Genomic DNA, 19423 nt, shown 5'->3' on the forward strand with positions numbered 1-19423 from the left:
CATCGCTATTGGAGAACCAGATCGGCTTGCAAGGCGCCGGCCGACTTGATGCCTTGCAGGATGGCAATGATGCCGTCCGGCTTGACGCCGAGACGGTTGAGGCCGGAAACGAGAGTTTGCAGGTCGGGCCCGTCGAGCACGGCGACGCGGGCGTTGGGCCGGGTGGCATCGATGGCTGTGAACGGTTCGACGGCGGTTTCGCCCTTGGAGAAGGGTTCGGGCTGCACGACGCGCGGCGCTTCCGTAATGCGCACCGTCAGCGTGCCGTGGCTGATGGCGACACGTGAGATCTTGACGTCGTTGCCGATGACGATGGTACCGGTGCGCTCGTCGATGACGACGCGGGCCGGCGTGTCGGACTCGACCACCAGGTTTTCGATCTCGGCATAGAAGCGGGCCGCCGAAACGCTCTTCGGCCGCCTGATCTGCACGGTGCGGGAATCGCGCTCCGCCGCCACGCGCATGCCGAAGCGCTGGGCGGTGTAGTCGTTGATCGCGTCCGCGATGCGGATGGCGGTGGAGAAATCGGGATTGCGCAATTGCAGTGTCAGCGTCGACTGGTCATCGAACTCGGCCTTCACCTGCCGCTCGATTATGGCCCCGTTCGGCACGCGGCCGGCGGTCGGTACGCCTTGCGTCAACTGCTCGGCCTGGCCTTGAGCGGTGAAACCGGAAACGATGACCGCGCCCTGGCCGACGGCGTAGATCTCCCCGTCCGCCGCCTTCAGCGGCGTCATGATCAGCGTGCCGCCGGCAAGCGAGGTAGCGTCGCCCATCGAGGAGACGTCGATGTCGATGCGGGCGCCGGACTGCACATAGGGCGGCATGTTGGCGGTGACGATGACGGCGGCGACGTTCTTGGCGCGTGCGCTGCCGCCTTCCGTGGCGATGCCGAGATTTTCGAGCATGGCGCGGATCGACTGTTCGGTGAACGGCGAGTTGCGCAGGCTGTCGCCGGATCCGGCGAGCCCGATGACGAGGCCGTAGCCGACGAGCTGGTTGTCGCGCGAACTCTGCAGCTGCGCGATATCCTTGATGCGCGAGGCGACCTGGCCAGGCGGCAGCGAGCTTGGTCCGGGCGAAACGCGGAACATGCGCGCGGTGGTGGCGGGATCATATTCGGGATCGTCGTAGACACCGCCATTCCTGGCGGCGAGTTCGCGCTTGGCCTTGGGCGTCAGGCCATCGGCTAGTGCCGGCTGCAGACCGAGCGTGGCCGCAATCAGAAGGGCAAGCAGGCGCATCATGAAGCGCCGACCTGGATGGTGCCGTCGGCCATCACCGTGCCGGAGAGAATCTTGCCGCTGTCGCTGTTGCGGACCTTGATGAAGTCGCCCGCCGAACCCGGCTGCAAGGTCACGGCGGTGGCCGTGATCGTCAGCCCGCCGGCGACGAAGAAGACCTGCACGGCGGCACCCTGCTCGACCAGCCAGGCCTCACGGACGGCGACTGAAGGAATGTAGCGGCCGGGCAGCAGCGTGCGCTTGGCGATCTTGCCCTGCAATTCCTCGGAACGGGTCGCAACAGCATCGGGCTTATGCTTGCCGGGGATGAGGGTGACCTGCTTCAGGGCGGTGAGTTCAATGGTCTCGCCGGGATAAATGACCCGGTTGGGGATCAGCACGACCTCGCCAGCAGGTTGGTTGCTGGCGATCTGGTTGGCCGAGTCCTGGGCGAAAGCCGGCATGCCGCAGGCTACCAGCGCAAGGGCGAGCGCGGCGCGACGGAATGCGGAGCAGGAGATCGGCATGGCCATCATCCGTTACCTGATGTTCTTGGAGACGACGGAGGCCATGTCGTCGGCGGCCTGGATGACCTTGGAGTTCATTTCATAGGCGCGCTGCGCCGAGATCAGTTCCGTGATCTCCTTGACCGGGTCGACATTGGAGGCCTCGAGATAGCCTTGCTGGATGGTGGCGAAGCCGGGATCGCCGGGCACGCCGACATTGGCCGGGCCGGAAGCCGTTGTCTCCTGGAAGAGATTGTCGCCGAGCGGCGCGAGGCCCGCCTCGTTGGCGAAGTTGACGATCTGGAGCTGGCCGAGGTTCTGCAGGTCGGTCTGGCCGTCGATGCGGGCGAAGACCTGGCCGGTCTTGTTGACGATGACTTCGACCGCATCAGTCGGCACGGTGATGGCCGGAATGACACTGGCGCCGTCCACCGTCACCAGCTGGCCGGTGGCGTTGGTGTTGAAGGCGCCGGCGCGGGTATAGAGCGTACCGCCATCGGCGCCTTCGATCTGGAACCAGCCCCTGCCGGTGAGCGCCATGTCGAAGCTGTTGCCGGTGCTGGTCAGTTCACCCTGGGTGTGGACGTTGCGCACGGCGGTCGTCTTGACGCCGAGACCGATCGAAACGCCTTCCGGCACCAGCGAGGCATTGGAGCGGTTGGGGACGCCTTGCGTGCGGTCGACCTGGTAGAGCAGGTCGGAGAATTCGGCGCGCGCGCGCTTGTAGCCGGTGGTGTTGATGTTGGCGATGTTGTTGGCGATGACTTCCAGATTGGTCTGCTGGGCATTCATGCCGGTGGCGGCGATGGCGAGTGCTTTCATGGCCTGCTCCTCAGATGCCCATGCGACTGACTTCGAGATAGGCCGAGACCACCTTGTCGCGGATGGCGACGGCGGTCTGCAGCGCCTGCTGGGCGCTCATCACGGCATCGACCACCTGGCGGGTGTCGGCGTCGCCCTTGAGCGCCTGCATCGACACCTGCTCGGCATTCTGCATGGTGCTGACGGTCTTGGAGGCAGCCTGGCTCACCGCTTCGGCGAAGGAGGTGCCAAGGTTGCCCGATGCCGCCGGCGCAACGCCACCCTGCAGCAGATCGGTGGCTGTATGGCCCAGCCCAGGCTTCAGGTTAAGCGCGCCGATGCCGTTGACGATCATTGGTTCCTCATCAGGTCGATGGTCATTGAAATGAGATCACGCGCCTGCTTCACGACTTGCAGGTTGGCCTCGTAGGAGCGGTTGGCCTCGGTCATGTCGGCCATCTCGATCAGCACGTTCACATTGGGCATCTTGACGTAGCCCTTGTCGTCGGCGGCCTCGTTGCCGGGCTGGAATTCGACGGGAAAATTGCTCGGGTCGCGGTCGATCGAATTCACCTCCACCGTCGAGCTGCCGGAGGCCCGGTCGAGTTCGGAGACGAAGCTGATGGTCTTGCGGCGATACGGGTCGGCGCCCGGCGTGGTTCCTGTCGACTGGGCGTTGGCGAGGTTCTCCGAAACCACGCGCAGGCGCTCGGACTGAGCGCCGAGGCCTGATGCTGCGACTTTGAGGGCTGCGGTCAGTGCGTCCATGGTCAGCTCTTCACCGCCATCATCATCATTGAGTGGAATGCCTTGACGATGGCCGTGTTGAGTTCGAAGGAGCGGCGCACCTCGCCGGCCTTGAGAAGCTGGTCTTCAAGCACGACCGTGTTCTTGGAGGGCATGACCACGCCGTCGTCTTCCTGCGGCTTGATGGAGAAGCCGGCATTGGTCGCCGCAGTGCCGAGATGGCCGGGCTCGGTGATCTGGAGCGACACCGCGGTGCGGTCGAGCACCTTCTCGAACGGCTCGACATCGTTTGCCGTGTAGCCCGGCGTGTTGGCATTGGCGATGTTGCCGGCGACCGCCGACTGACGTACCGACAGCCACTGCGCTTGCTTGGCGGCGAGATCGAAAAGGGAAACAGGCTCCATGGGAATCTCCGGGCATGTGCCCAAAGACTAGGACGCCAGTCTTGCGCGGACCTTGCGATCGGTCGCTGGAACGTGAAGGCGAAAACGGTGAAGCGGTTTTCGGACGACATCATGCTCCATCCCTTGAAATGGAGACGGATGATTTCAGGACGATCCGACCTGAAATCATCCTCGGCACAAAACCGTGACGGCTTATCTGGAAAGCTCGATCACCTGGTTGGCGCTGGTGAGCATGACCCATTTGCCGTTGCGCTGCTCGATCGCCGATACCTTGCTGGAATCCGGCAGCGTCGAACCGCGCTGGACCATCCACAGGCCGGTGTCGTCCTCGATCATGGCGCGGCCATTGGCGACATGGACCATGCGGAACTTCGCGATGTCGGCGGGGAAGGGTTGCTCGCCGGGCGGCTGCGTTTTGGAGTCGTCCTGCACCGTGCCGGTGGCAAGCAGATCCACATCGGCGTTGGGAACGTCCCTGGCGGTCAGCGGCGCGCTGCGCTCGGCGACCACGCCACCTCCCGCACGTCCCGAATTGGTACCGGTGCCGCCGAACTTGATCGCCTGCACGCCGAACTGGTCCTGGTTGAAGAAGATGTACCAGGGAAACAGGGCGCAGGTCAGGCCGAGCGTGATGCCGAGCGCGGCGATGACGACGTCGCTGCGACGGTCCGCCTTCTTCTTGCCCAGTCTGGGGAATTGCGGCTTTGGCGGCTGCGGCCATTCGCTGGCGGCAAACAGGCCATCGATCAGCGATTCGCGACTGGCTTGAGCCATATCGGCAGCCTCGACGCGGGGAAGGGAATTCACAGGGGGCTCGGCAGTCCGGGCCGGCAAAGGCTCGGATCTGGGGAGAGCCGATTTGACGGCCTTGGCCAGAACAACCGCGGTCCGGGCAGCCATGGCGGCGGCGGCGTTTGCCCTGGCGACCCTGGCCTCCTCCGCTCGAGCCTGCTCCGCGGCGTTCGCTTCGGCGATCATCTCGTTCAGGAGTCGCTCGGTGTACTGGCGTTCAGTCTCCTGGTTCGGCATTCTGCTTTCCCTTGAGATGGCGGGCAAGATCGGAGAACGGATCGGCGGACGGACGGTCCCTGGGCGATTGCGTCAGCGCCTCATAGATGACGGGCACCTGGCGTACGGCCATATCGAGTTCAGCGTCGACGCCGCCCTGATAGGCGCCGAGCAGCCGGATGTCGCGCGTGTCCTCGAAGCGGGAGATCATCGACTTCAGCCGCGTCACCAGGGCTCGCTGTTCGACACTCCAGGCCTTGCCGGCCAGTCGCGAGATGGACGACAGCGGATTGACGGGCGGATAGCGCCCCTGTTCGGCGATCGCGCGGTCGAGCACGACATGGCCGTCGAGGATGCCGCGCACCGAATCGGCGACCGGATCGTTGTGATCATCGCCGTCGACCAGCACGGAAATGATGGCCGTGATCGATCCCTTGCCTTCCAATCCTGGGCCTTCGGTTCCAGGCCCGGCGCGCTCGAGCAGCTTGGGCAGTTCGGTGAAGACCGAGGCGGGATAGCCGCGGGCAACCGGCGGCTCGCCGGTTCCCGTCGCCACCTCGCGCAGGGCGTGAGCGAAGCGGGTGATCGAATCCAGCACCAGCAGCACACGGTGGCCCTGGTCGCGAAAATGCTCGGCGACGCGCATGGCGGTGTCTGGCGCGCGCCGACGCATCATGGCACTCTCGTCGCTGGTGGCGACGACGGCCACGGTCTTGGCCATGCTGTCGCCGATCGTATCCTCGAGGAATTCGCGGACCTCGCGGCCGCGTTCGCCGATCAGCGCCACGACGACGGTGTCGAACGCGTCGGCGCCGGCGAGCATGGCAAGCAGCGTCGACTTGCCGACGCCCGATCCGGCGAAGACGCCCATGCGCTGGCCGAAGCAGAGTGGCGTGAAGATGTCGATGACCTTGACGCCGGTCATGAAGGCGGTACCGACGCGCTGCCGCGCCATGGCGCCGGGTGTCGCGGCGGCCGCCGACATGTCGTCGCCCCTGACCAAGGGCGGACCACCGTCGATTGCCCGGGTGAGCGCGTCGATGGCGCGGCCGCGCCACGAGGCATGCGGCGCCACCGCGAGCGGACCCCTGCGGAACACGGCATCGCCGATGCCGGCGTCGGCGCTGCGTTCGAAGGGGGCGATCACAACCTCGTCGCGGCTGATTTTGACGATCTCGCCGCGGCGCGAGCCGGACTGACCGCGCTGCTCGACAATGTCACCCAGCCTGGTGAAATCGGAAAGGCCGCGCACCTTGTAGTGCGTTGATGTGACTTCGGTGACGAGCCCGCCGCGCTTGACCAGCCCGTCGCTGTCGCCAAAGCGCCTGATAATCCGCTCCAAAGCGGCAAGCCGATCCAGCGGCGCCGGCTGGAGCTGTCTTTCGGGTGCACGGAGGGCTGGCTGCTCTGACGACATGCTACGACTTCGAGCCGAGCGTCTTTATCGCCTCCTCGGCGGAGGAATCGGTCTGCCGCATCAGCGCGGCAGTGTTCTCGAAGGCGCGCTGGACCATGATCAGCCGGGTCATTTCCAGCACGGGATTGACGTTGGATTCCTCGAGGAAACCCTGGGCGACGCCGATGTCGGAGCGGTCGGTGACCGGTTCGGGCGTGCGTGCGGGCACAATGCCGGAATTGCCGTAGCGCACGAAATTCTCGCCCGGGTCGAAATTGTAGAGGCCGATCGAGCCGACGAGCTGTTCGTTCTGGCGCAGCGAGCCGTCGGCGCCGGCCTTGGGCGGACCGTTGCGGGGGTCGAGCTGGATCGGCGCCCCGCCGGCGTCGAGCACCGGATGGCCCTCGACCGACATCAGCTCGCCATTCTCGTTCATCGAGAAACGGCCGTCGCGGGTCATGACGGTGCCAACTGGCGTGTCGATGGCGAACCAGGCGTCGCCCTGGATGGCGAAATCGAACGGGTTGCCGGTCTCCGTCATGGCGCCGTGAGCCCCCGACATAAAGGTCTTGCCGGAGGAGGCGAACGAAACCGACTTCTGCCCTGCGCCAGACACCACGTCCTCGAACTTCACGCCGGTGGCGCGAAAGCCGACGGTGCTGGCGTTGGCGACGTTGTCGGCGATCGTGTCGAGCCGGCGCTCGAGGGCTATCTGCGCGGAGAGGGCAACGTAGAGACTGTCTCGCATGATCAGAACTTCAGTTTCTGCATGGCCATCATCAGGTCGGTGGAGATGCCCGATGTGACCGGTTTGGCAAAGAGCACGCTGACCGACGTCACCGCCGTCGAGGTCGGATTGTTGATCTCGTACATGCTGGTGAAGCGGGTCAGGAACTTGTTCAGTTTCACGGGGTCCGTGAAATCCGAGATGTCGAGCTTCTGCCCGAACAACTGCGCCTGCTTGTCGATGTCGGCGGTGGCGAAAGAATCGGGCAGCCCCAGCGCGGTGCGCACCACGCTGGCAAGCGCCGTGTCGGCCAGCACGTCGTACCAGCTGGTGATGGTTGATGCTTTCCGGTCGAAATAGAGCGCCAGCCGCACGCCCTCATTGGTCTTGCCGGCGTCCTCCTCGAGGGTCTGGCGCATGTAGTTGTCGACGGTCGGCTGCTGCGCCGGATTGATGGTGGTGGCTGCTTCGCCGTACTGCTCGAAGTTGAAAGCGGCGGCGAGCCCGGCATAAGCCTTGTTCGTCATCTTGTTGGCGACGCTGTCGGCGTCGCGAATGCCCCCGGTCAGCACGCTGCGGATGAGATCCTTGCTTTCGGTCGCCGGATCGAGTCCGTAAGCCGAGAGCGCATAGTTGTACAACCGGCTGTTGGCCATCAGGTCGTCGATGGATTTCACGTTCGTGACGTTGGCAAGGTAGTATGCGGTCTCCGATTTTATGGAGTCCGCGTTCGGCAGGATCAGGCCAAGCGCCGACCCCGTGGTGTAGATCTTCGGCGTGTCTTTCAGCACCTCGTCGCGCGACGTTGTCTGATCGCCATATTGGGCAAAGTTGAACGCCGTGACGAAGTTGGCGTAGCGTTTGTCTGTCAGCTTGTTTGCCGGGCTGTTGGGATCGCTGACGCCGCCCGCCAGCATCGTGCTGATCTGCAGCGGCTTTTCGGTCGACGCATCCAGTCCGTAGGAAGCCATCGCGAAGGTGAGCAGGCGCCTGTCCGCCATGAGATCGTCGATCGACTTCACCTTGGAGATGTTTGCCGCGTAATAGTCCGCCTCGCCCTTGATATACTGGGGGCTCGGCTCGACCAATTTCAGTCCGGTTCCGGCCACATAGCCTTTCGGCACCGCCTGCTGGGCAGCATCGCGCGTGGTTGTCTGATCGCCATACTGGGCGAAGTCGAAGGCCGAGACAAAGTTGGCGTAGCTGTTGTCGGTCAGTTTGTTGGCGGGACTGTTGGGGTCGCTGACGCCACCTTCGAGCATGGCCCTGACGGTTGCCGCCGGTTCGGTCTCGGCATCGAGGCCGAATGCGGCCATCGCGTATGTCAGCAGGCGGCTGTTGCCCATCAGGTCGTCGACCGACTTCACCTTGGAGATGTTGGTGACGTAGTAGGCGGTTTCACTCTGGTAGTAGGAGAGTCCTGCCTGCGAGGCGCCGATCTGGACTTGCAGCGCATAGTTGCTGGTCACCAGTTGCTGCGCCTTGTTGTAGATCGTCGCATTGGGGCCGTTGGCGGCGAAATTGAAGGCGCTGACGAACGCGGCGTAGCGCTTGTCGGTCAGTTTGTTGGCAAAACTGTTGGGATCGGAGACGCCTTCCTTGAGTGCCTTCACCATGAAGGCCTTGGCGTAGTCCATGTTCTCCAGGCCGTAGGCCTTCATGGCGTATTTGAACAGCCGGTCATTTTTGACGAAATCGTCGATCGATTTCACCTTGGTGATGTTGGCGAGATAATATTGGGTATCGCGGTCGACGGTCGGCTGTTGCTCGATGCGATCGATCGACTTGTTGATGTCTTTGGTGATCAACTGGTAGCTGGTATAGGTACTGAGCAAGGACGCGCCTCCGGCCGAAGCTATGCCAGCACAATAAGCTCACTTCCTTGCGCGAAACTGAATCGCCAACTTTCGTGCCATGGCGGCTCGGATTCAAGCCTCACACAAGGCACGGGGACTATCCCTTGTCCGACGTGAAATGCGGAAGGACCGGTCGTGGGCATTCTGATTGGACTTGTGGTGACGCTTGGCTGCGTCCTTGGCGGCTTCATGGCCATGGGCGGGCATCTGCACGTGCTGGTGCAGCCATGGGAAGCCGTGGTCATCTGCGGCGCCGCACTCGGCACCTTCCTGGTCGCCAATCCGATGAAGACGGTCAAGGATACCGGCAAGGGCATTCTGGAAGCCTTCAAGCAGGCGGTGCCGAAGGAGCAGGACTATCTGGAAACGCTCGGCGTGCTGCACAGCCTGATGCGCGAGTTGCGCTCCAAGTCGCGCAGCGAGGTCGAGGCGCATATCGACAATCCGGAGGAATCGGCGATCTTCCAGGCCTTTCCAACCGTGCTCAAGAATCACGATTTGATGAATTTCATCTGCGACTATTGCCGCATCATCATCATCGGCAATGCCCGCTCACACGAGATCGAGGCGCTGATGGACGAGGAAATCCAGACCATCAAATCCGACAAGATGAAGGCCTATCACGCGCTGGTCGCGGTCGGCGACGGCCTGCCGGCGCTCGGCATCGTCGCCGCCGTGCTCGGCGTGGTCAAGGCGATGGGCGCGCTTGACCAGTCGCCGGAAATCCTCGGCGGCCTGATCGGCGCGGCGCTGGTCGGCACCTTTCTCGGCATCTTCCTGTCCTATGCGGTGGTCGGACCTGTCGCCACCAAGATCAAGACGGTGCGCGAGAAGAAGAACCGCCTCTACATCATCGTCAAGCAGACGCTGCTCGCCTACATGAACGGTGCGCTGCCGCAGGTGGCGATCGAGTTCGGCCGCAAGACCATCTCCTCCTATGAACGGCCGACCATCGACGCGGTCGAGCAGAGCACCATGAACACCGGCAGCGCCGAGAAGAAGGCTGCCTGAGCGATGCGCGACAGATCGGTGCCAAAACTGTCATGACGAGTCCGGGCAGCCCCTCGCAGGCGCGTTCGTTGATCATCGAGCGTCTGGTCGGCGACAGCGGTGAGACCGATCAGGTCGTCGACGCCGGCCGTGCCATGGCCGAACGCGCCGTGCCGCTGCTGCAGAAGGGACTCTCGGGCGAGCTCGGCATTCCCGTAATTGTCGACCTCAAGGCCGTCGAGGTCAGCCGCGTCCCGGAGGCGCGCTCGCGCGCCGGCGACAATTTCGCGATGACCGTCGTCGGCTCGCCGGCGTCCTCGGACGCGATGACACTCGTCATGGATGCTCCCGCAATCGCGATCATGGTCTCCACCTTGTTCGGCGGCGACCCGGATATGCCGGTGTCGCCGATCGAGCGCGAGCTGTCGTCGATCGAGGCCGATGTCTCGACCATGGTGCTCCAGGAAGTGGCGCAGGCGCTGAACGGATCGGGGCGGCGCTCGCTCGAACTGCGGCTGCCCGCACCCCGCGCCATGTCGGGGATCGAGGCCAGGCGGCACGTGTTGCGCGACGGTGCCGCGATCCGCATCGTCCTTGGCATCTCGACGCCGGTCGACAGCGGCTCGATTACCGTGACGATGCCGCAGCGCATCGTGCTGGCGGGCCGCGATGCCACGGCCAGCATCAGCGAGGACGATCATGGAACCAGTTGGCGGGCACGCTTTTCGGAAGAGGTGATGCGCTCGACCGTAGCGCTCGAGGCCACCATGCCGCTGGCGCGGCTGACGCTGGGCGACCTCGCCAACCTCGAAGTGGGCCAGGTCATCGACTTCGAAGAAACGGCGCAATCGCGGGCTCGCCTCGGCGCGCGCGGCCAGACGCTGTTCGTATGCGAGTTCGGCAAACTGGGGCAGAATTACACCGTCCGAATCAGGCATCCTTTCGATGCCGGGCAGGATTTCATCGATGGGCTCATGCCGGCTGGTGCCGGGCGCGCCTGAGCTTTTGGAGACGACGCATGGCCAAGACCAAGGTAGAAGCAGAGCTCGACCAGCCGGACGAGCAGCTCGATCGCGCCATCGAGGAATTGCGCGGGGTCCTGCACGAAGAAGAACAGCGCCCCGATGCGGCGTTCCGGGCCGCCGCGGGGGCCAATTCAAGCGTCATCATGAACATCCCCGTCGATGTCCAGATCATCCTCGGCAGCACCGAGATGGCGGTTGCCGATCTGATGGCGCTGCAGAAGGGGTCGACGGTCGCGCTCAATCGCCGCATCGGCGAGCCGGTCGATGTCGTGGTGAACGGCCGCAAGATCGCGCGCGGCGAGATCACCGTGCTCGAAAGCGACCCTTCGCGCTTTGGCATCAGGCTGACCGAAATCATCGCCGGCACGAAGGGCGCCTAGACATGGATCGCGGAGCTCGCCGGTGGCAGCGGAGGCGAAAGGCATGACGACGCCGCTGACGACCCTGACGCGCGCGCAGAAGGCAGCCGCCATATTGGTGGCGATGGGCAAACCGTCCGCCAGCCGTCTCCTGAAATTCTTCAAGCAGGAAGAGCTGAAGGCGCTGATCGAGGGCGCGCGGCTGCTCAGGACCATTCCGCAGAGCGATCTCGAGCGCATCGTCGCCGAATTCGAGGCCGAGTTCACCGAGGGCGCCGGCCTGCTCGATTCCGCCGACAGGATGGACACCATTCTCAACGAGTCTCTTTCGCCCGAAGAGATGAGCGCCATCATGGGGGACAAGAAATTCGAGGTCGCGCCTGAAGGGCCGCCGCCGATCTGGCCCGATCTCGAAAAGCTCGAACCCTCGCGGCTGGGCGCGTTCCTAGCGGGCGAACACCCGCAGACGGCGGCCATGGTGCTGTCGAAACTGGGGCCGCAGGCGGCGGCGAGTGTGCTTTTGACACTGACGAAGCCGATGCGCGGCGAGATCATCAAGCGCATGGTGACGATGGCCAACGTTCCGGCCGCCGCCACCAGGATCGTCGAGAACCGGCTGCGCTCCAGCGTGCTGTCAGATACCTCCACCAAGGACACTTCGGCCGGGCAGGCGCGCGTCGCCAGCGTGCTCAACGAGCTGGAAAAGCCCCTGCTTGAGGAGGTCATGCAGGATCTCGAAGCCGCCGGCACGCCCGACCTCGACGGTGTCCGTGCCCGGCTGTTCGCTTTCGACGACCTGCCGCTGCTCACCCAGAAGGCGCGCGTGCTTTTGTTCGACGGGCTGTCGACCGAGCTTGTCACGCTGGCGCTGCGCGGCACGTCGGCGGCACTGGCCGAGGCGGTGCTGTCGGCGATCGGCGCGCGCTCGCGACGCATGATCGAGGCCGAACTCGGGCAAGGCTCGGAGGGTGTCCCGGCCGCCGACATCATGGCTGCGCGCAAGACGATCGTGACGACCACCATCCGCCTGTCGCGCGAAGGGGCCTTCGAACTTCCCTCGACGCAGAACGCCGCCTAAGGCATGTCCGACGCCACCGACAAGGACTCGAAAACCGAAGAGGCGACGGAAAAGAAGATCCGCGATACCATCGAACAGGGCAAGCTGCCCCATTCGAGGGAAACGGCGCTCCTCGCCTCGTTCGTCGCCATACTGGTGTTCACAGTCTTCTATGCCAAGGACGCCGCCGTCGATCTCAGCACGTTCCTGTCGATGTTCCTGGAGAAGCCCGAGGCTTGGCCGATGGACACCGAGACCGATGTCATCGCGCTTTACAAGCAGGTCTTGTTCGAAGTGGGTCGCGCCGTCGTGAGCCTGCTGGTGCTGCTGACGGTTGCCGGCATCGGCGCCTCCGTGCTGCAGAACATGCCGCAATTCGTCGGCGAGCGGATCAGGCCGCAGATGTCGCGCATATCGATCGCCAAGGGCTGGAACCGGATGTTCGGCGCCCAGGGCTGGGTCGAGTTTTTGAAATCGCTCGCAAAGGTCGGTTTCGCCATCACCGTGCTCACCTTCACGCTGTCGGAGGACCACCGCAAGCTGCTTGCCGGGATGATCACCAATCCCGTCGCTTTCGGCCTCGTCATCCGTGGCATCGCCGTCGACATACTGGTGGCGATCGTGTTCGTCATGGGACTGATCGCGGCGATCGACATCGTCTGGTCGCGCTTTCACTGGAAGCAGGACCTGCGCATGAGCAAGCAGGAGGTCAAGGACGAGTTCAAGCAGTCCGAAGGCGACCCGATCGTCAAGTCGCGGCTGCGTTCGTTGGCGCGCGACCGGGCGCGCAAGCGGATGATGACCGCGGTGCCGCGCGCGACGCTCGTTATCGCCAACCCGACCCATTTCTCGATTGCGCTGAAATATGTGCGCGACGAAGATTCGGCGCCGCTGGTCGTAGCGAAAGGGCAGGATCTGGTGGCGCTGAAAATCCGTGAAATCGCCAAGGAGCATAACATCCCGATCTTCGAGGACGTGGCGCTCGCCCGCTCCATGTACAAGCAAGTTTCGGTCGATAATGTGATCCCATCACAATTCTACCAGGCCGTCGCCGAACTGGTGCGGATCGTCTACTCGAAAAAGGCTGAGCGCAGACAGATTTCATGAACCGGCAACCGCACGCAAAATCCCGCGAGATCATCGTCGCCAGCGCCATCGAACAGGTGGTGGTGGAGCTCAGGCTGATCGACGTCGCCGACTATATCGCCTTCATCCGGCTGGAGCATTTCGCCTGCCTGTCGGATCTGGTCGATTCAGCGGCGGAGCTGTTCTTCATGCCGGGTACGCTTAGGCTCGGTCATGGCGGCGAGGCACATGTCGACTGGAGCGGCAGCCCGCGCATCGTGCTCGATCTGGAACTCAGGCCGCCCGGCGTGACCGTCTATTTCCAGCTGACGCTGAGCGAGACCGGCAGCACGGTCCTGGTCAATTACGTGTCGTTTGAAAAGCCGGGCGAAGACCCCGGGCACAACACGGCGCTGCTGGAGGCGGTGATCGAACAGGCCCGCATTCGCAAGGTCGAACCGCTGGCGTTCTAAAGCGCTTCCTTCAGCCGAGAGCGGCTACTCGATAAGCCCCAGCCGCAACGCCTTGGCGACCGCTTGGTTGCGGTTGACCGCATTGAGCTTTTGGGTCGACTGGGTGAGGTACTGGTTGGCGGTGTGCACCGACAGTTTCAGGAGCCGCGCGATCTCCTCGCTGGTGTTGCCGTTGGCGGTCAGCTTCAGGCATTCAAGCTCGCGCTTGGAGATCGAGCGCATTCTGCCGACGTCTCCCGGACGCATCCGCGCGACGGCGGCGAACAGCGAGAAGCAGCGAGCGTGAATTTCGTAGAGCGCATCCTGCGCCAGCGCGATCTCCGATCCCAGGAAGACGACAAGACCGCATTGACCGCGATCGGCATGGACGGGGAAGGCAATGCCGCTCGACCCGGGTGTCAGCGGCGCCATCTGTCCGGTCCAGGCGAGATTGCCGAACATGTCGGCCATGGCCGCCACGCCATCATCCGTCCACCAGCGCGGCTCGGTCGAAATCCGGCTATGGCGAACGATGTCCTCGCCATTGGCGCCTGAAATGAACTTGGTGGCCACCGCGACGCCGGGATAATCTGAATCAAAGCACGGGACCAGCCGCGCGCGCTCCGGCGACGGGCTGACGAAGTACAGGCCGAAGGCCGAGGCATTGATGTCGACTGAGATCCAGCGGCAGCGGCGCACCGCATCGGGAATGGTGACGGCGTGATGTGTTTCGGATCCCAGCGAGAAGGCACCGAACGGGCTGCGCTGCTCGTTGAAAAGGGCCTCCGCGGCCTCCTTGATGTCGGCGTGTTTCAAATGATGCCACTCCTGATCGCCGTGGCGATGGCCATCGCACGGTTCGAGGCCGCGAATTTCTGGATGGCGTGGGTGATGTAGCTGTTGACGGTGTTGGAGGAGACGCCAAGGATCACCGCCACCTCGTCGGTGGTCTTGCCTTCCGAGACCCAGAACAAGCATTCGCGCTCGCGGTCCGACAGCGGATCCTGCATCGCCGCGGCGGCGATCAACTGCGGGATGTGCGAAAGCGCGTAGCAGCATTTCAGCTGCGCCTTCATCAGCGCCGGCTGGTCGATCCGGCCGGCGGCGGCCGCCGAGAACAAGGCGAACAGGCGCTGACGGCCGACATTCAGCCGCAGTGAATAGACCTCGGCATGGCCGAGCACGTCGAGGAGCCGAGCCTCTTCGCCCGAGACCAGCCCGCCGGCATCCGGCGCCTGGGCCGCAACCAGCGGCGTCGGACGGATACCGGGTGCGGCGGTGAGCGGGCCCTGTGCAAGGCCGGCGATCAGCCGCTTGCCGATCAACTCGATGGCGTCGAAGATCCAGTTCGAAGACACGATACGCGCATCGTTGCGGTCCTGGTCATGGACAATGGCGACCAGCATGTAGCTGTCGGCGCCGATCTCGGCGGTCAGCTCCATGAAGAAGGAGGTGAGATCACCGCGCGACGTCAGGCGCGAGCCCAATGTGTCGGATTGAAGAGGCGCGGCGGGACTGCTCATCTGCTGCTTTTTGGTCGGAATCAATTCTGATGCCCGGCTGCTGGAGTGCCAGCTGCCGAACCCGAAAACGCGTTACTTTTACGAGACACACACGAGGCGCGGGGCCGCGCCCGACCAGACGGAATCCATTCAGGGAACGCGAGACATCCGCGTCTGGCGCCGGAAAAATTCCGGAACGTGAGACTTTGGGTGGTCGCCGCGCCCCCCGAGGACCGGCTGATTCGGGTCTAATCTACCCGCAGATGAATCCGACATCAAACGCGATTTGACAAAATTGAATCCGGTGGACTCGGCCCGCGACTCAGCGGCCAATTTCTTTGCATTTCCTGGGCACGGAAATCGAGCCGCGCAGGCCGGTCATGATTTTTGCGATGGGCTTACGCGGCGCCTCTGGGTGCAAAGAAGGGGCGGCTGCCGCCACCCTTCCTTTGTCCGTCCTCCCCGCAGACGCTGCGCTTGCTGGACGACCGCTCTACCGATCCTCGAACCCAGTCAGCACGCCGACGGCATTGATGCCGATCTCCTCGACGGCATAGCCGCCTTCCTGGACGAACAGCGTCGGCAGGCCGAGCTTGGCGATGCGCTGGCCGATCTTCGGATAATCCAGGCTTTTCAGCTTGAACTGGCTGATCGGGTCCTTTTCGAAAGTGTCGACGCCGAGCGAGACGACGACGATGTCGGGAGCGTAGGCGGCGAGCCTGGCGCAGGCATCCTCCAGCGACACGTTCCAGGCATCCCAGCCGGTGCCGAAGGGCATGGGGTAGTTGATGTTGAAGCCTTCGCCGGCCCCCGCGCCATGCTCATCGGCATGGCCGAGGAAGAACGGGTACTCGACCATCGGATCACCGTGCAGGTTGAGAACCTGTACGTCGGCGCGGTCATAGAAGATCTCCTGCGTGCCGTTGCCGTGGTGATAGTCGACATCGAGGATCGAGACACGCTTGGCGCCCTGGTCGCGGAACCATTGCGCGGCGACGGCCGCGTTGTTGATGTAGCAATAGCCGCCCATGAAGCCGGCCCCGGCATGGTGGCCGGGCGGACGGCAGAGCGCGAAGGCCGACCTCTCGCCGTCCTTGACCAGGCCGGCGGCGGTCAGCGCGACGTCAAAGGACGATTTGATCGCGGCCCAGGTGCCCTCGACGAAGGTGGCGCCGCCGTCGAAGGAATAATAGCCGAGCAGGGCGTCGATGCGCTTGGGCGGCACGTCGCCGCGCAGTCCGCGCGTCGGCCAGGTGAAGGGCATCGCCGTGCCCGCATGGCCCTCGGCGATCCATTGCGGCCAGACGGTCGGCAGGAAGTCGATGTAGTCGGCCCTGTGGACGCGCTTGGCGGCGGCAAGGTCGTGCTCGACCGGCGCGATGATCGGCCCGAGCTTCTCGCTTTCGACCCGCGCCTTGATGAACTCCGCCCGCGAGGGCTTTTCGAAGCCGGGCACGATGGCTGAGGTGACCAGTTCCATCTGCCCGGCATGACCGGCGTGAAGTGGCGAATAGACAGTTTTCATGAATTTCCTCTCGAAGTGCGAAGCTACGGCAATTCCAGGAAAAGTGTGAAGCGGTTTTCCGTCCGGAATTGCATTGAAACCGGTCAGTCAAGATTGAGGTAGGGGCTCACCAAGGCGAGCCACATGGTTTCCACATCGTCCTCGATGAGGTCGAACGTCCTGCGGTCCTTCTTCAGCCCAACGAGCCGACAGACGTGCCCGACCTCCATCATCACCACGCCGAGCCGGCTGGCGATCTTGCCTTCGAGTGCGGGGTTCACATGCTGCAGCCATGCAGCATAGAGGGCGATGATCTGGTCGTCATATTCGTTCTGGATCGGCCGCAGGTCGGCATTGCCTGAAATGGCCTCGATCACCGGCATCAGGGTGGCGTTTTCGAGGTAGAGCTTCGACGTGTCGATGAACAGCTTGCGCACTTCCCGCCGAAATTCTTCGCGGTTGGTGGGCGGGGCGACCTTGATGCGCCTCGCGATCACCTCGGGAAAGGATGACAGCCAGCGTCGGGCGAGATCCAGAAGAATGGCTTCCTTGTTGGGAAAGTACTGGTAGACCGAACCGACCGACAGGCCCGCGCGCTGCGCGATGGCGAGCGTCGTCGGTGTCCTGGTTCCTTGCTCACGCGTCAGGATCAGCGCCGCGTCGAGAATCCTGTCGACCACCTTGCTGGACCGTTGTTGCCGCGGCTGCTTGCGCGGCTCGAGCGCTATCCTGGCTTTGCGGTCGAGACTGCGCTTCACTGCTTGATGCCCTCGTTCCCCGCCTGGTCCCAACACAAGCGGGGCGTGCTGTCCACAATACATTCTAAATCCGGCATGTTGACAAACGCGAATAATCAGTCGCATTCTTTATCCACACTGTCTCTTGGGATAACAAGGGAAATTTCGAAGACAGCGTACTGGCATCTATTTTTGTCCCATGGCGCCGCTCCTGTGGAGTGGGTCGTTGGGCACGGGGTTGTCGGGTCTAAAGTCAGTCGTCAAAAGCGCGGAGTCGCGATGTCTGTTACGGGTGCGGGTCACAATGCGGATCTGATTGTCATCAACGGTCGTGTGCTGACCATGGACGGTGACAATCCCGCCGCCGAGGCCGTTGCCGTCAAGGACGGCGCCATCATCGCCATTGGCAGCCGTGCTGCAATCGAAGAGTTCAGGGGAACGGGTACAAAGGTCATCGACGCCGAGGGCGGTTCGGTGATCCCGGGTTTCATCGAGGCCCATATGCATCTGTTCGGCGGCGCGGCTGAACTCGACAATCTGCACCTGGCTGCCGTGCATGGCTTCGATGCCTTGCGCGATGCTATCCAGCTCTTTGCCGCGACGCGGCCCAATGCCAAGCTTCTGATCGGCGCCGGCGTCGACTATGCGGTCCTTCCCGAGCCGGTTACGCGGCATCATCTCGACCGCATCATTCCCGACCGCCCCTTCGCCATGTCGGCTTCCGACCATCACACGATGTGGGCGAACACCAAGGCGCTGGAGCAGGCAGGGCTTCTGCATGGCCGCCAATTGGGGCCGGGCAACGAAATCGTCATGGGCGCCGACGGACTGGCCTCGGGCGAATTGCGCGAAGGTGAGGCATTTGGTCCGATTATGGAATTCTTTGGCCAGAACCGCACGCGGCTTGGCCTGACTGGCACGGAGCCGGAGCCTTATCCTTCGGCCGAGGAATTGGCTGCCGACCGCGATCTGATGCATCGCGGTCTCGAATGGTGCGCCAGGCATGGCATCACGTCGATCCAGAACATGGATGGCAACCTCTACCAGCTTGAATTGCTTGCCGGCCTGGAGGCGGAAGGGCGGCTTATATGCCGTACAAAAATCCCGTTCCATTTCAAGAACTTCATGACACTGGGCATGCTTGAAAAAGCGTCGGGTATGGCCGCGACCTATAACTCCGAATGGCTCTCCTCGGGCATGGTCAAGGTGTTTTACGACGGTGTGCTCGATTCTTGGACTGCCGTGATGGTCGACGACTACGCCGACCGTCCCGGCTGGCGCGGCGAGCCATTGTTCACGCCCGAGCACTTCGCCGAGGTGGCAGTGGAGGCCGACCGCAGAGGCCTGCAGATCGCCGTTCATTCGATCGGTGACGGCGCAGTCCGCGCGGTGCTGGACGGCTATCAGGCGGCGCGGGAGAACAACGGCAAGCGGGACAGCCGTCACCGCGTCGAGCATATCGAAGTCATCACCCCGACGGATGTACCGCGGTTCGCCGAACTTGGCGTCATCGCTTCGATGCAACCGCCGCATCCGCCCGGCGCCATGAACTTTCCGCTGGAGCCGACGATTTCGCGCATCGGTCGCGAAAGGTGGCCGCTGAGCTATGCCTGGCGCACGCTGAAGGATGCTGGCGCCCGCGTCGTGTTCGCTTCCGACTGGCCGGTCTCGCCGGTTGATCCGATCCTGGGCATCCAAGCGGCGGTGATGCGAAAGCCTTGGGCAGAGGGCTTGGCGGACCAGAGTTTCTCGCTGCATGAAGCGCTTGCCGGCTATACGGTCGAGGGCGCCTACAGCGAATTCATGGAACACCGCAAAGGCGTGCTGAAGCCGGGTTATCTGGCGGATCTGGTCGTTTTGTCGGCCGATATCGAGAGGACTGCCCCGGAAGCGTTGCATACGGTGCGGCCGGTGACGACCATCTGTGGCGGCAAAATCACCTACCAAGCCTGACTGTGGCATGGGGCTTGCTACCCCAAGAGTACACTGAACTGTGAGTCAATGCCGGGCTTGCCAACATACCGGGCGTGTGGTCACATCCAACAGGGGAACAGCTCCGCCAGC

Annotated in this window: 21 protein-coding genes; 7 read left to right on the top strand and 14 right to left on the bottom strand. The window is 63.5% G+C overall.

Annotation, left to right across the window (positions count from 1 at the left end; all coding sequences use genetic code 11):
* Positions 1 to 5: 5 nt before the first annotated feature.
* The 10 genes from FJ943_RS11025 to FJ943_RS11070 form a co-directional block, all read right to left on the bottom strand.
* On the bottom strand, positions 6 to 1247 hold the full coding sequence (locus tag FJ943_RS11025) for a flagellar basal body P-ring protein FlgI (RefSeq protein ID WP_140721464.1): 1242 nt from the start codon (positions 1245 to 1247) through the stop codon (positions 6 to 8).
* On the bottom strand, positions 1244 to 1759 hold the full coding sequence (flgA, locus tag FJ943_RS11030; RefSeq protein WP_083882975.1) for a flagellar basal body P-ring formation chaperone FlgA: 516 nt from the start codon (positions 1757 to 1759) through the stop codon (positions 1244 to 1246). The genes FJ943_RS11025 and flgA overlap by 4 nt, the downstream gene beginning before the upstream one ends.
* A 3-nt stretch (positions 1760 to 1762) precedes the next feature.
* On the bottom strand, positions 1763 to 2551 hold the full coding sequence (flgG, locus tag FJ943_RS11035) for a flagellar basal-body rod protein FlgG (RefSeq protein WP_015315912.1): 789 nt from the start codon (positions 2549 to 2551) through the stop codon (positions 1763 to 1765).
* A 10-nt stretch (positions 2552 to 2561) separates the two neighbouring features.
* Entirely contained in the window at positions 2562 to 2885 is a 324-nt protein-coding gene (locus FJ943_RS11040; protein WP_015315913.1) for a flagellar hook-basal body complex protein FliE, read from the bottom strand.
* On the bottom strand, positions 2882 to 3298 hold the full coding sequence (gene flgC / locus FJ943_RS11045) for a flagellar basal body rod protein FlgC (protein WP_015315914.1): 417 nt from the start codon (positions 3296 to 3298) through the stop codon (positions 2882 to 2884). Before flgC ends, FJ943_RS11040 begins: the two co-directional genes overlap by 4 nt.
* A gap of 2 nt (positions 3299 to 3300) precedes the next feature.
* A complete protein-coding gene (gene flgB / locus FJ943_RS11050) occupies positions 3301 to 3681 on the bottom strand; it encodes a flagellar basal body rod protein FlgB (protein ID WP_015315915.1) in 381 nt (126 codons plus the stop codon).
* A gap of 192 nt (positions 3682 to 3873) precedes the next feature.
* A complete protein-coding gene (locus FJ943_RS11055) occupies positions 3874 to 4455 on the bottom strand; it encodes a hypothetical protein (RefSeq protein ID WP_224583355.1) in 582 nt (193 codons plus the stop codon).
* Between the two features lie 235 nt (positions 4456 to 4690).
* Positions 4691 to 6106 (bottom strand): flagellar protein export ATPase FliI, encoded by a 1416-nt coding sequence (gene fliI / locus FJ943_RS11060; RefSeq protein WP_015315917.1) that lies wholly within the window; start codon positions 6104 to 6106, stop codon positions 4691 to 4693.
* A gap of 1 nt (position 6107) precedes the next feature.
* On the bottom strand, positions 6108 to 6833 hold the full coding sequence (gene flgF / locus FJ943_RS11065; RefSeq protein WP_140661819.1) for a flagellar basal-body rod protein FlgF: 726 nt from the start codon (positions 6831 to 6833) through the stop codon (positions 6108 to 6110).
* Positions 6834 to 6835: 2 nt separating this feature from the next.
* Complete coding sequence (locus FJ943_RS11070) at positions 6836 to 8647, bottom strand: DUF1217 domain-containing protein (RefSeq protein WP_140721467.1); 1812 nt, start codon at positions 8645 to 8647, stop codon at positions 6836 to 6838.
* 156 nt (positions 8648 to 8803) lie between these two features.
* Between FJ943_RS11070 and motA the strand changes: the two genes are divergently transcribed.
* From motA to FJ943_RS11100, 6 genes are read left to right on the top strand one after another with little or no spacing between them, the layout of a single operon-like run.
* On the top strand, positions 8804 to 9679 hold the full coding sequence (motA, locus tag FJ943_RS11075; protein ID WP_015315920.1) for a flagellar motor stator protein MotA: 876 nt from the start codon (positions 8804 to 8806) through the stop codon (positions 9677 to 9679).
* A 32-nt stretch (positions 9680 to 9711) separates the two neighbouring features.
* Complete coding sequence (locus tag FJ943_RS11080) at positions 9712 to 10659, top strand: FliM/FliN family flagellar motor switch protein (RefSeq protein ID WP_140619462.1); 948 nt, start codon at positions 9712 to 9714, stop codon at positions 10657 to 10659.
* A gap of 17 nt (positions 10660 to 10676) precedes the next feature.
* A complete protein-coding gene (gene fliN, locus FJ943_RS11085) occupies positions 10677 to 11063 on the top strand; it encodes a flagellar motor switch protein FliN (RefSeq protein ID WP_015315922.1) in 387 nt (128 codons plus the stop codon).
* 43 nt (positions 11064 to 11106) lie between these two features.
* Positions 11107 to 12120 carry a flagellar motor switch protein FliG gene (locus tag FJ943_RS11090; RefSeq protein ID WP_140619464.1) on the top strand — a complete coding sequence of 338 codons (1014 nt, stop codon included), beginning with the start codon at positions 11107 to 11109 and terminating at the stop codon, positions 12118 to 12120.
* 3 nt (positions 12121 to 12123) lie between these two features.
* Positions 12124 to 13206 carry a flagellar biosynthesis protein FlhB gene (flhB, locus tag FJ943_RS11095; protein ID WP_140721470.1) on the top strand — a complete coding sequence of 361 codons (1083 nt, stop codon included), beginning with the start codon at positions 12124 to 12126 and terminating at the stop codon, positions 13204 to 13206.
* Positions 13203 to 13637 carry a hypothetical protein gene (locus tag FJ943_RS11100; protein WP_015315925.1) on the top strand — a complete coding sequence of 145 codons (435 nt, stop codon included), beginning with the start codon at positions 13203 to 13205 and terminating at the stop codon, positions 13635 to 13637. Before flhB ends, FJ943_RS11100 begins: the two co-directional genes overlap by 4 nt.
* Before the next feature lie 24 nt (positions 13638 to 13661).
* Here FJ943_RS11100 and FJ943_RS11105 read toward each other — a convergent pair whose 3' ends face one another.
* The 4 genes from FJ943_RS11105 to FJ943_RS11120 all read right to left on the bottom strand — a co-directional run bounded on the left by FJ943_RS11105 (position 13662) and on the right by FJ943_RS11120 (position 17380).
* Positions 13662 to 14432 carry a helix-turn-helix transcriptional regulator gene (locus FJ943_RS11105; RefSeq protein ID WP_015315926.1) on the bottom strand — a complete coding sequence of 257 codons (771 nt, stop codon included), beginning with the start codon at positions 14430 to 14432 and terminating at the stop codon, positions 13662 to 13664.
* Entirely contained in the window at positions 14429 to 15139 is a 711-nt protein-coding gene (locus tag FJ943_RS11110) for a helix-turn-helix transcriptional regulator (RefSeq protein ID WP_041163672.1), read from the bottom strand. The genes FJ943_RS11105 and FJ943_RS11110 overlap by 4 nt, the downstream gene beginning before the upstream one ends.
* A 472-nt stretch (positions 15140 to 15611) precedes the next feature.
* The gene (locus tag FJ943_RS11115; protein ID WP_140721473.1) at positions 15612 to 16643 is read right to left on the bottom strand and encodes a histone deacetylase family protein; all 1032 of its coding nucleotides are present in this window, start codon (positions 16641 to 16643) and stop codon (positions 15612 to 15614) included.
* Positions 16644 to 16726: 83 nt separating this feature from the next.
* A complete protein-coding gene (locus FJ943_RS11120) occupies positions 16727 to 17380 on the bottom strand; it encodes a TetR/AcrR family transcriptional regulator (protein ID WP_140721476.1) in 654 nt (217 codons plus the stop codon).
* A 258-nt stretch (positions 17381 to 17638) separates the two neighbouring features.
* Here FJ943_RS11120 and FJ943_RS11125 point away from each other — a divergent pair, with 258 nt between their 5' ends.
* Positions 17639 to 19312 carry an amidohydrolase gene (locus FJ943_RS11125; protein ID WP_140721478.1) on the top strand — a complete coding sequence of 558 codons (1674 nt, stop codon included), beginning with the start codon at positions 17639 to 17641 and terminating at the stop codon, positions 19310 to 19312.
* The last annotated feature ends 111 nt before the right edge of the window (positions 19313 to 19423 follow it).

The sequence above is a fragment of the Mesorhizobium sp. B2-3-10 genome, assembly GCF_006442275.1.
Classification (GTDB): Bacteria; Pseudomonadota; Alphaproteobacteria; order Rhizobiales; family Rhizobiaceae; genus Mesorhizobium; species Mesorhizobium australicum.

Coding starts and splice junctions, on each gene's coding strand:
- FJ943_RS11080 (WP_140619462.1), top strand. CDS start 9,712: ATGACGAGTCCGGGCAGCCCCTCGCAGGCGCGTTCGTTGATCATCGAG.
- flgC (WP_015315914.1), bottom strand. CDS start 3,298: ATGGACGCACTGACCGCAGCCCTCAAAGTCGCAGCATCAGGCCTCGGC.
- FJ943_RS11125 (WP_140721478.1), top strand. CDS start 17,639: ATGTCTGTTACGGGTGCGGGTCACAATGCGGATCTGATTGTCATCAAC.
- flgB (WP_015315915.1), bottom strand. CDS start 3,681: ATGGAGCCTGTTTCCCTTTTCGATCTCGCCGCCAAGCAAGCGCAGTGG.
- fliI (WP_015315917.1), bottom strand. CDS start 6,106: ATGTCGTCAGAGCAGCCAGCCCTCCGTGCACCCGAAAGACAGCTCCAG.
- FJ943_RS11100 (WP_015315925.1), top strand. CDS start 13,203: ATGAACCGGCAACCGCACGCAAAATCCCGCGAGATCATCGTCGCCAGC.
- FJ943_RS11115 (WP_140721473.1), bottom strand. CDS start 16,643: ATGAAAACTGTCTATTCGCCACTTCACGCCGGTCATGCCGGGCAGATG.
- flgF (WP_140661819.1), bottom strand. CDS start 6,833: ATGCGAGACAGTCTCTACGTTGCCCTCTCCGCGCAGATAGCCCTCGAG.
- flgA (WP_083882975.1), bottom strand. CDS start 1,759: ATGATGGCCATGCCGATCTCCTGCTCCGCATTCCGTCGCGCCGCGCTC.
- flhB (WP_140721470.1), top strand. CDS start 12,124: ATGTCCGACGCCACCGACAAGGACTCGAAAACCGAAGAGGCGACGGAA.
- FJ943_RS11110 (WP_041163672.1), bottom strand. CDS start 15,139: ATGAGCAGTCCCGCCGCGCCTCTTCAATCCGACACATTGGGCTCGCGC.
- fliN (WP_015315922.1), top strand. CDS start 10,677: ATGGCCAAGACCAAGGTAGAAGCAGAGCTCGACCAGCCGGACGAGCAG.
- flgG (WP_015315912.1), bottom strand. CDS start 2,551: ATGAAAGCACTCGCCATCGCCGCCACCGGCATGAATGCCCAGCAGACC.
- FJ943_RS11040 (WP_015315913.1), bottom strand. CDS start 2,885: ATGATCGTCAACGGCATCGGCGCGCTTAACCTGAAGCCTGGGCTGGGC.
- FJ943_RS11055 (WP_224583355.1), bottom strand. CDS start 4,455: ATGGCTCAAGCCAGTCGCGAATCGCTGATCGATGGCCTGTTTGCCGCC.
- FJ943_RS11025 (WP_140721464.1), bottom strand. CDS start 1,247: ATGATGCGCCTGCTTGCCCTTCTGATTGCGGCCACGCTCGGTCTGCAG.
- FJ943_RS11090 (WP_140619464.1), top strand. CDS start 11,107: ATGACGACGCCGCTGACGACCCTGACGCGCGCGCAGAAGGCAGCCGCC.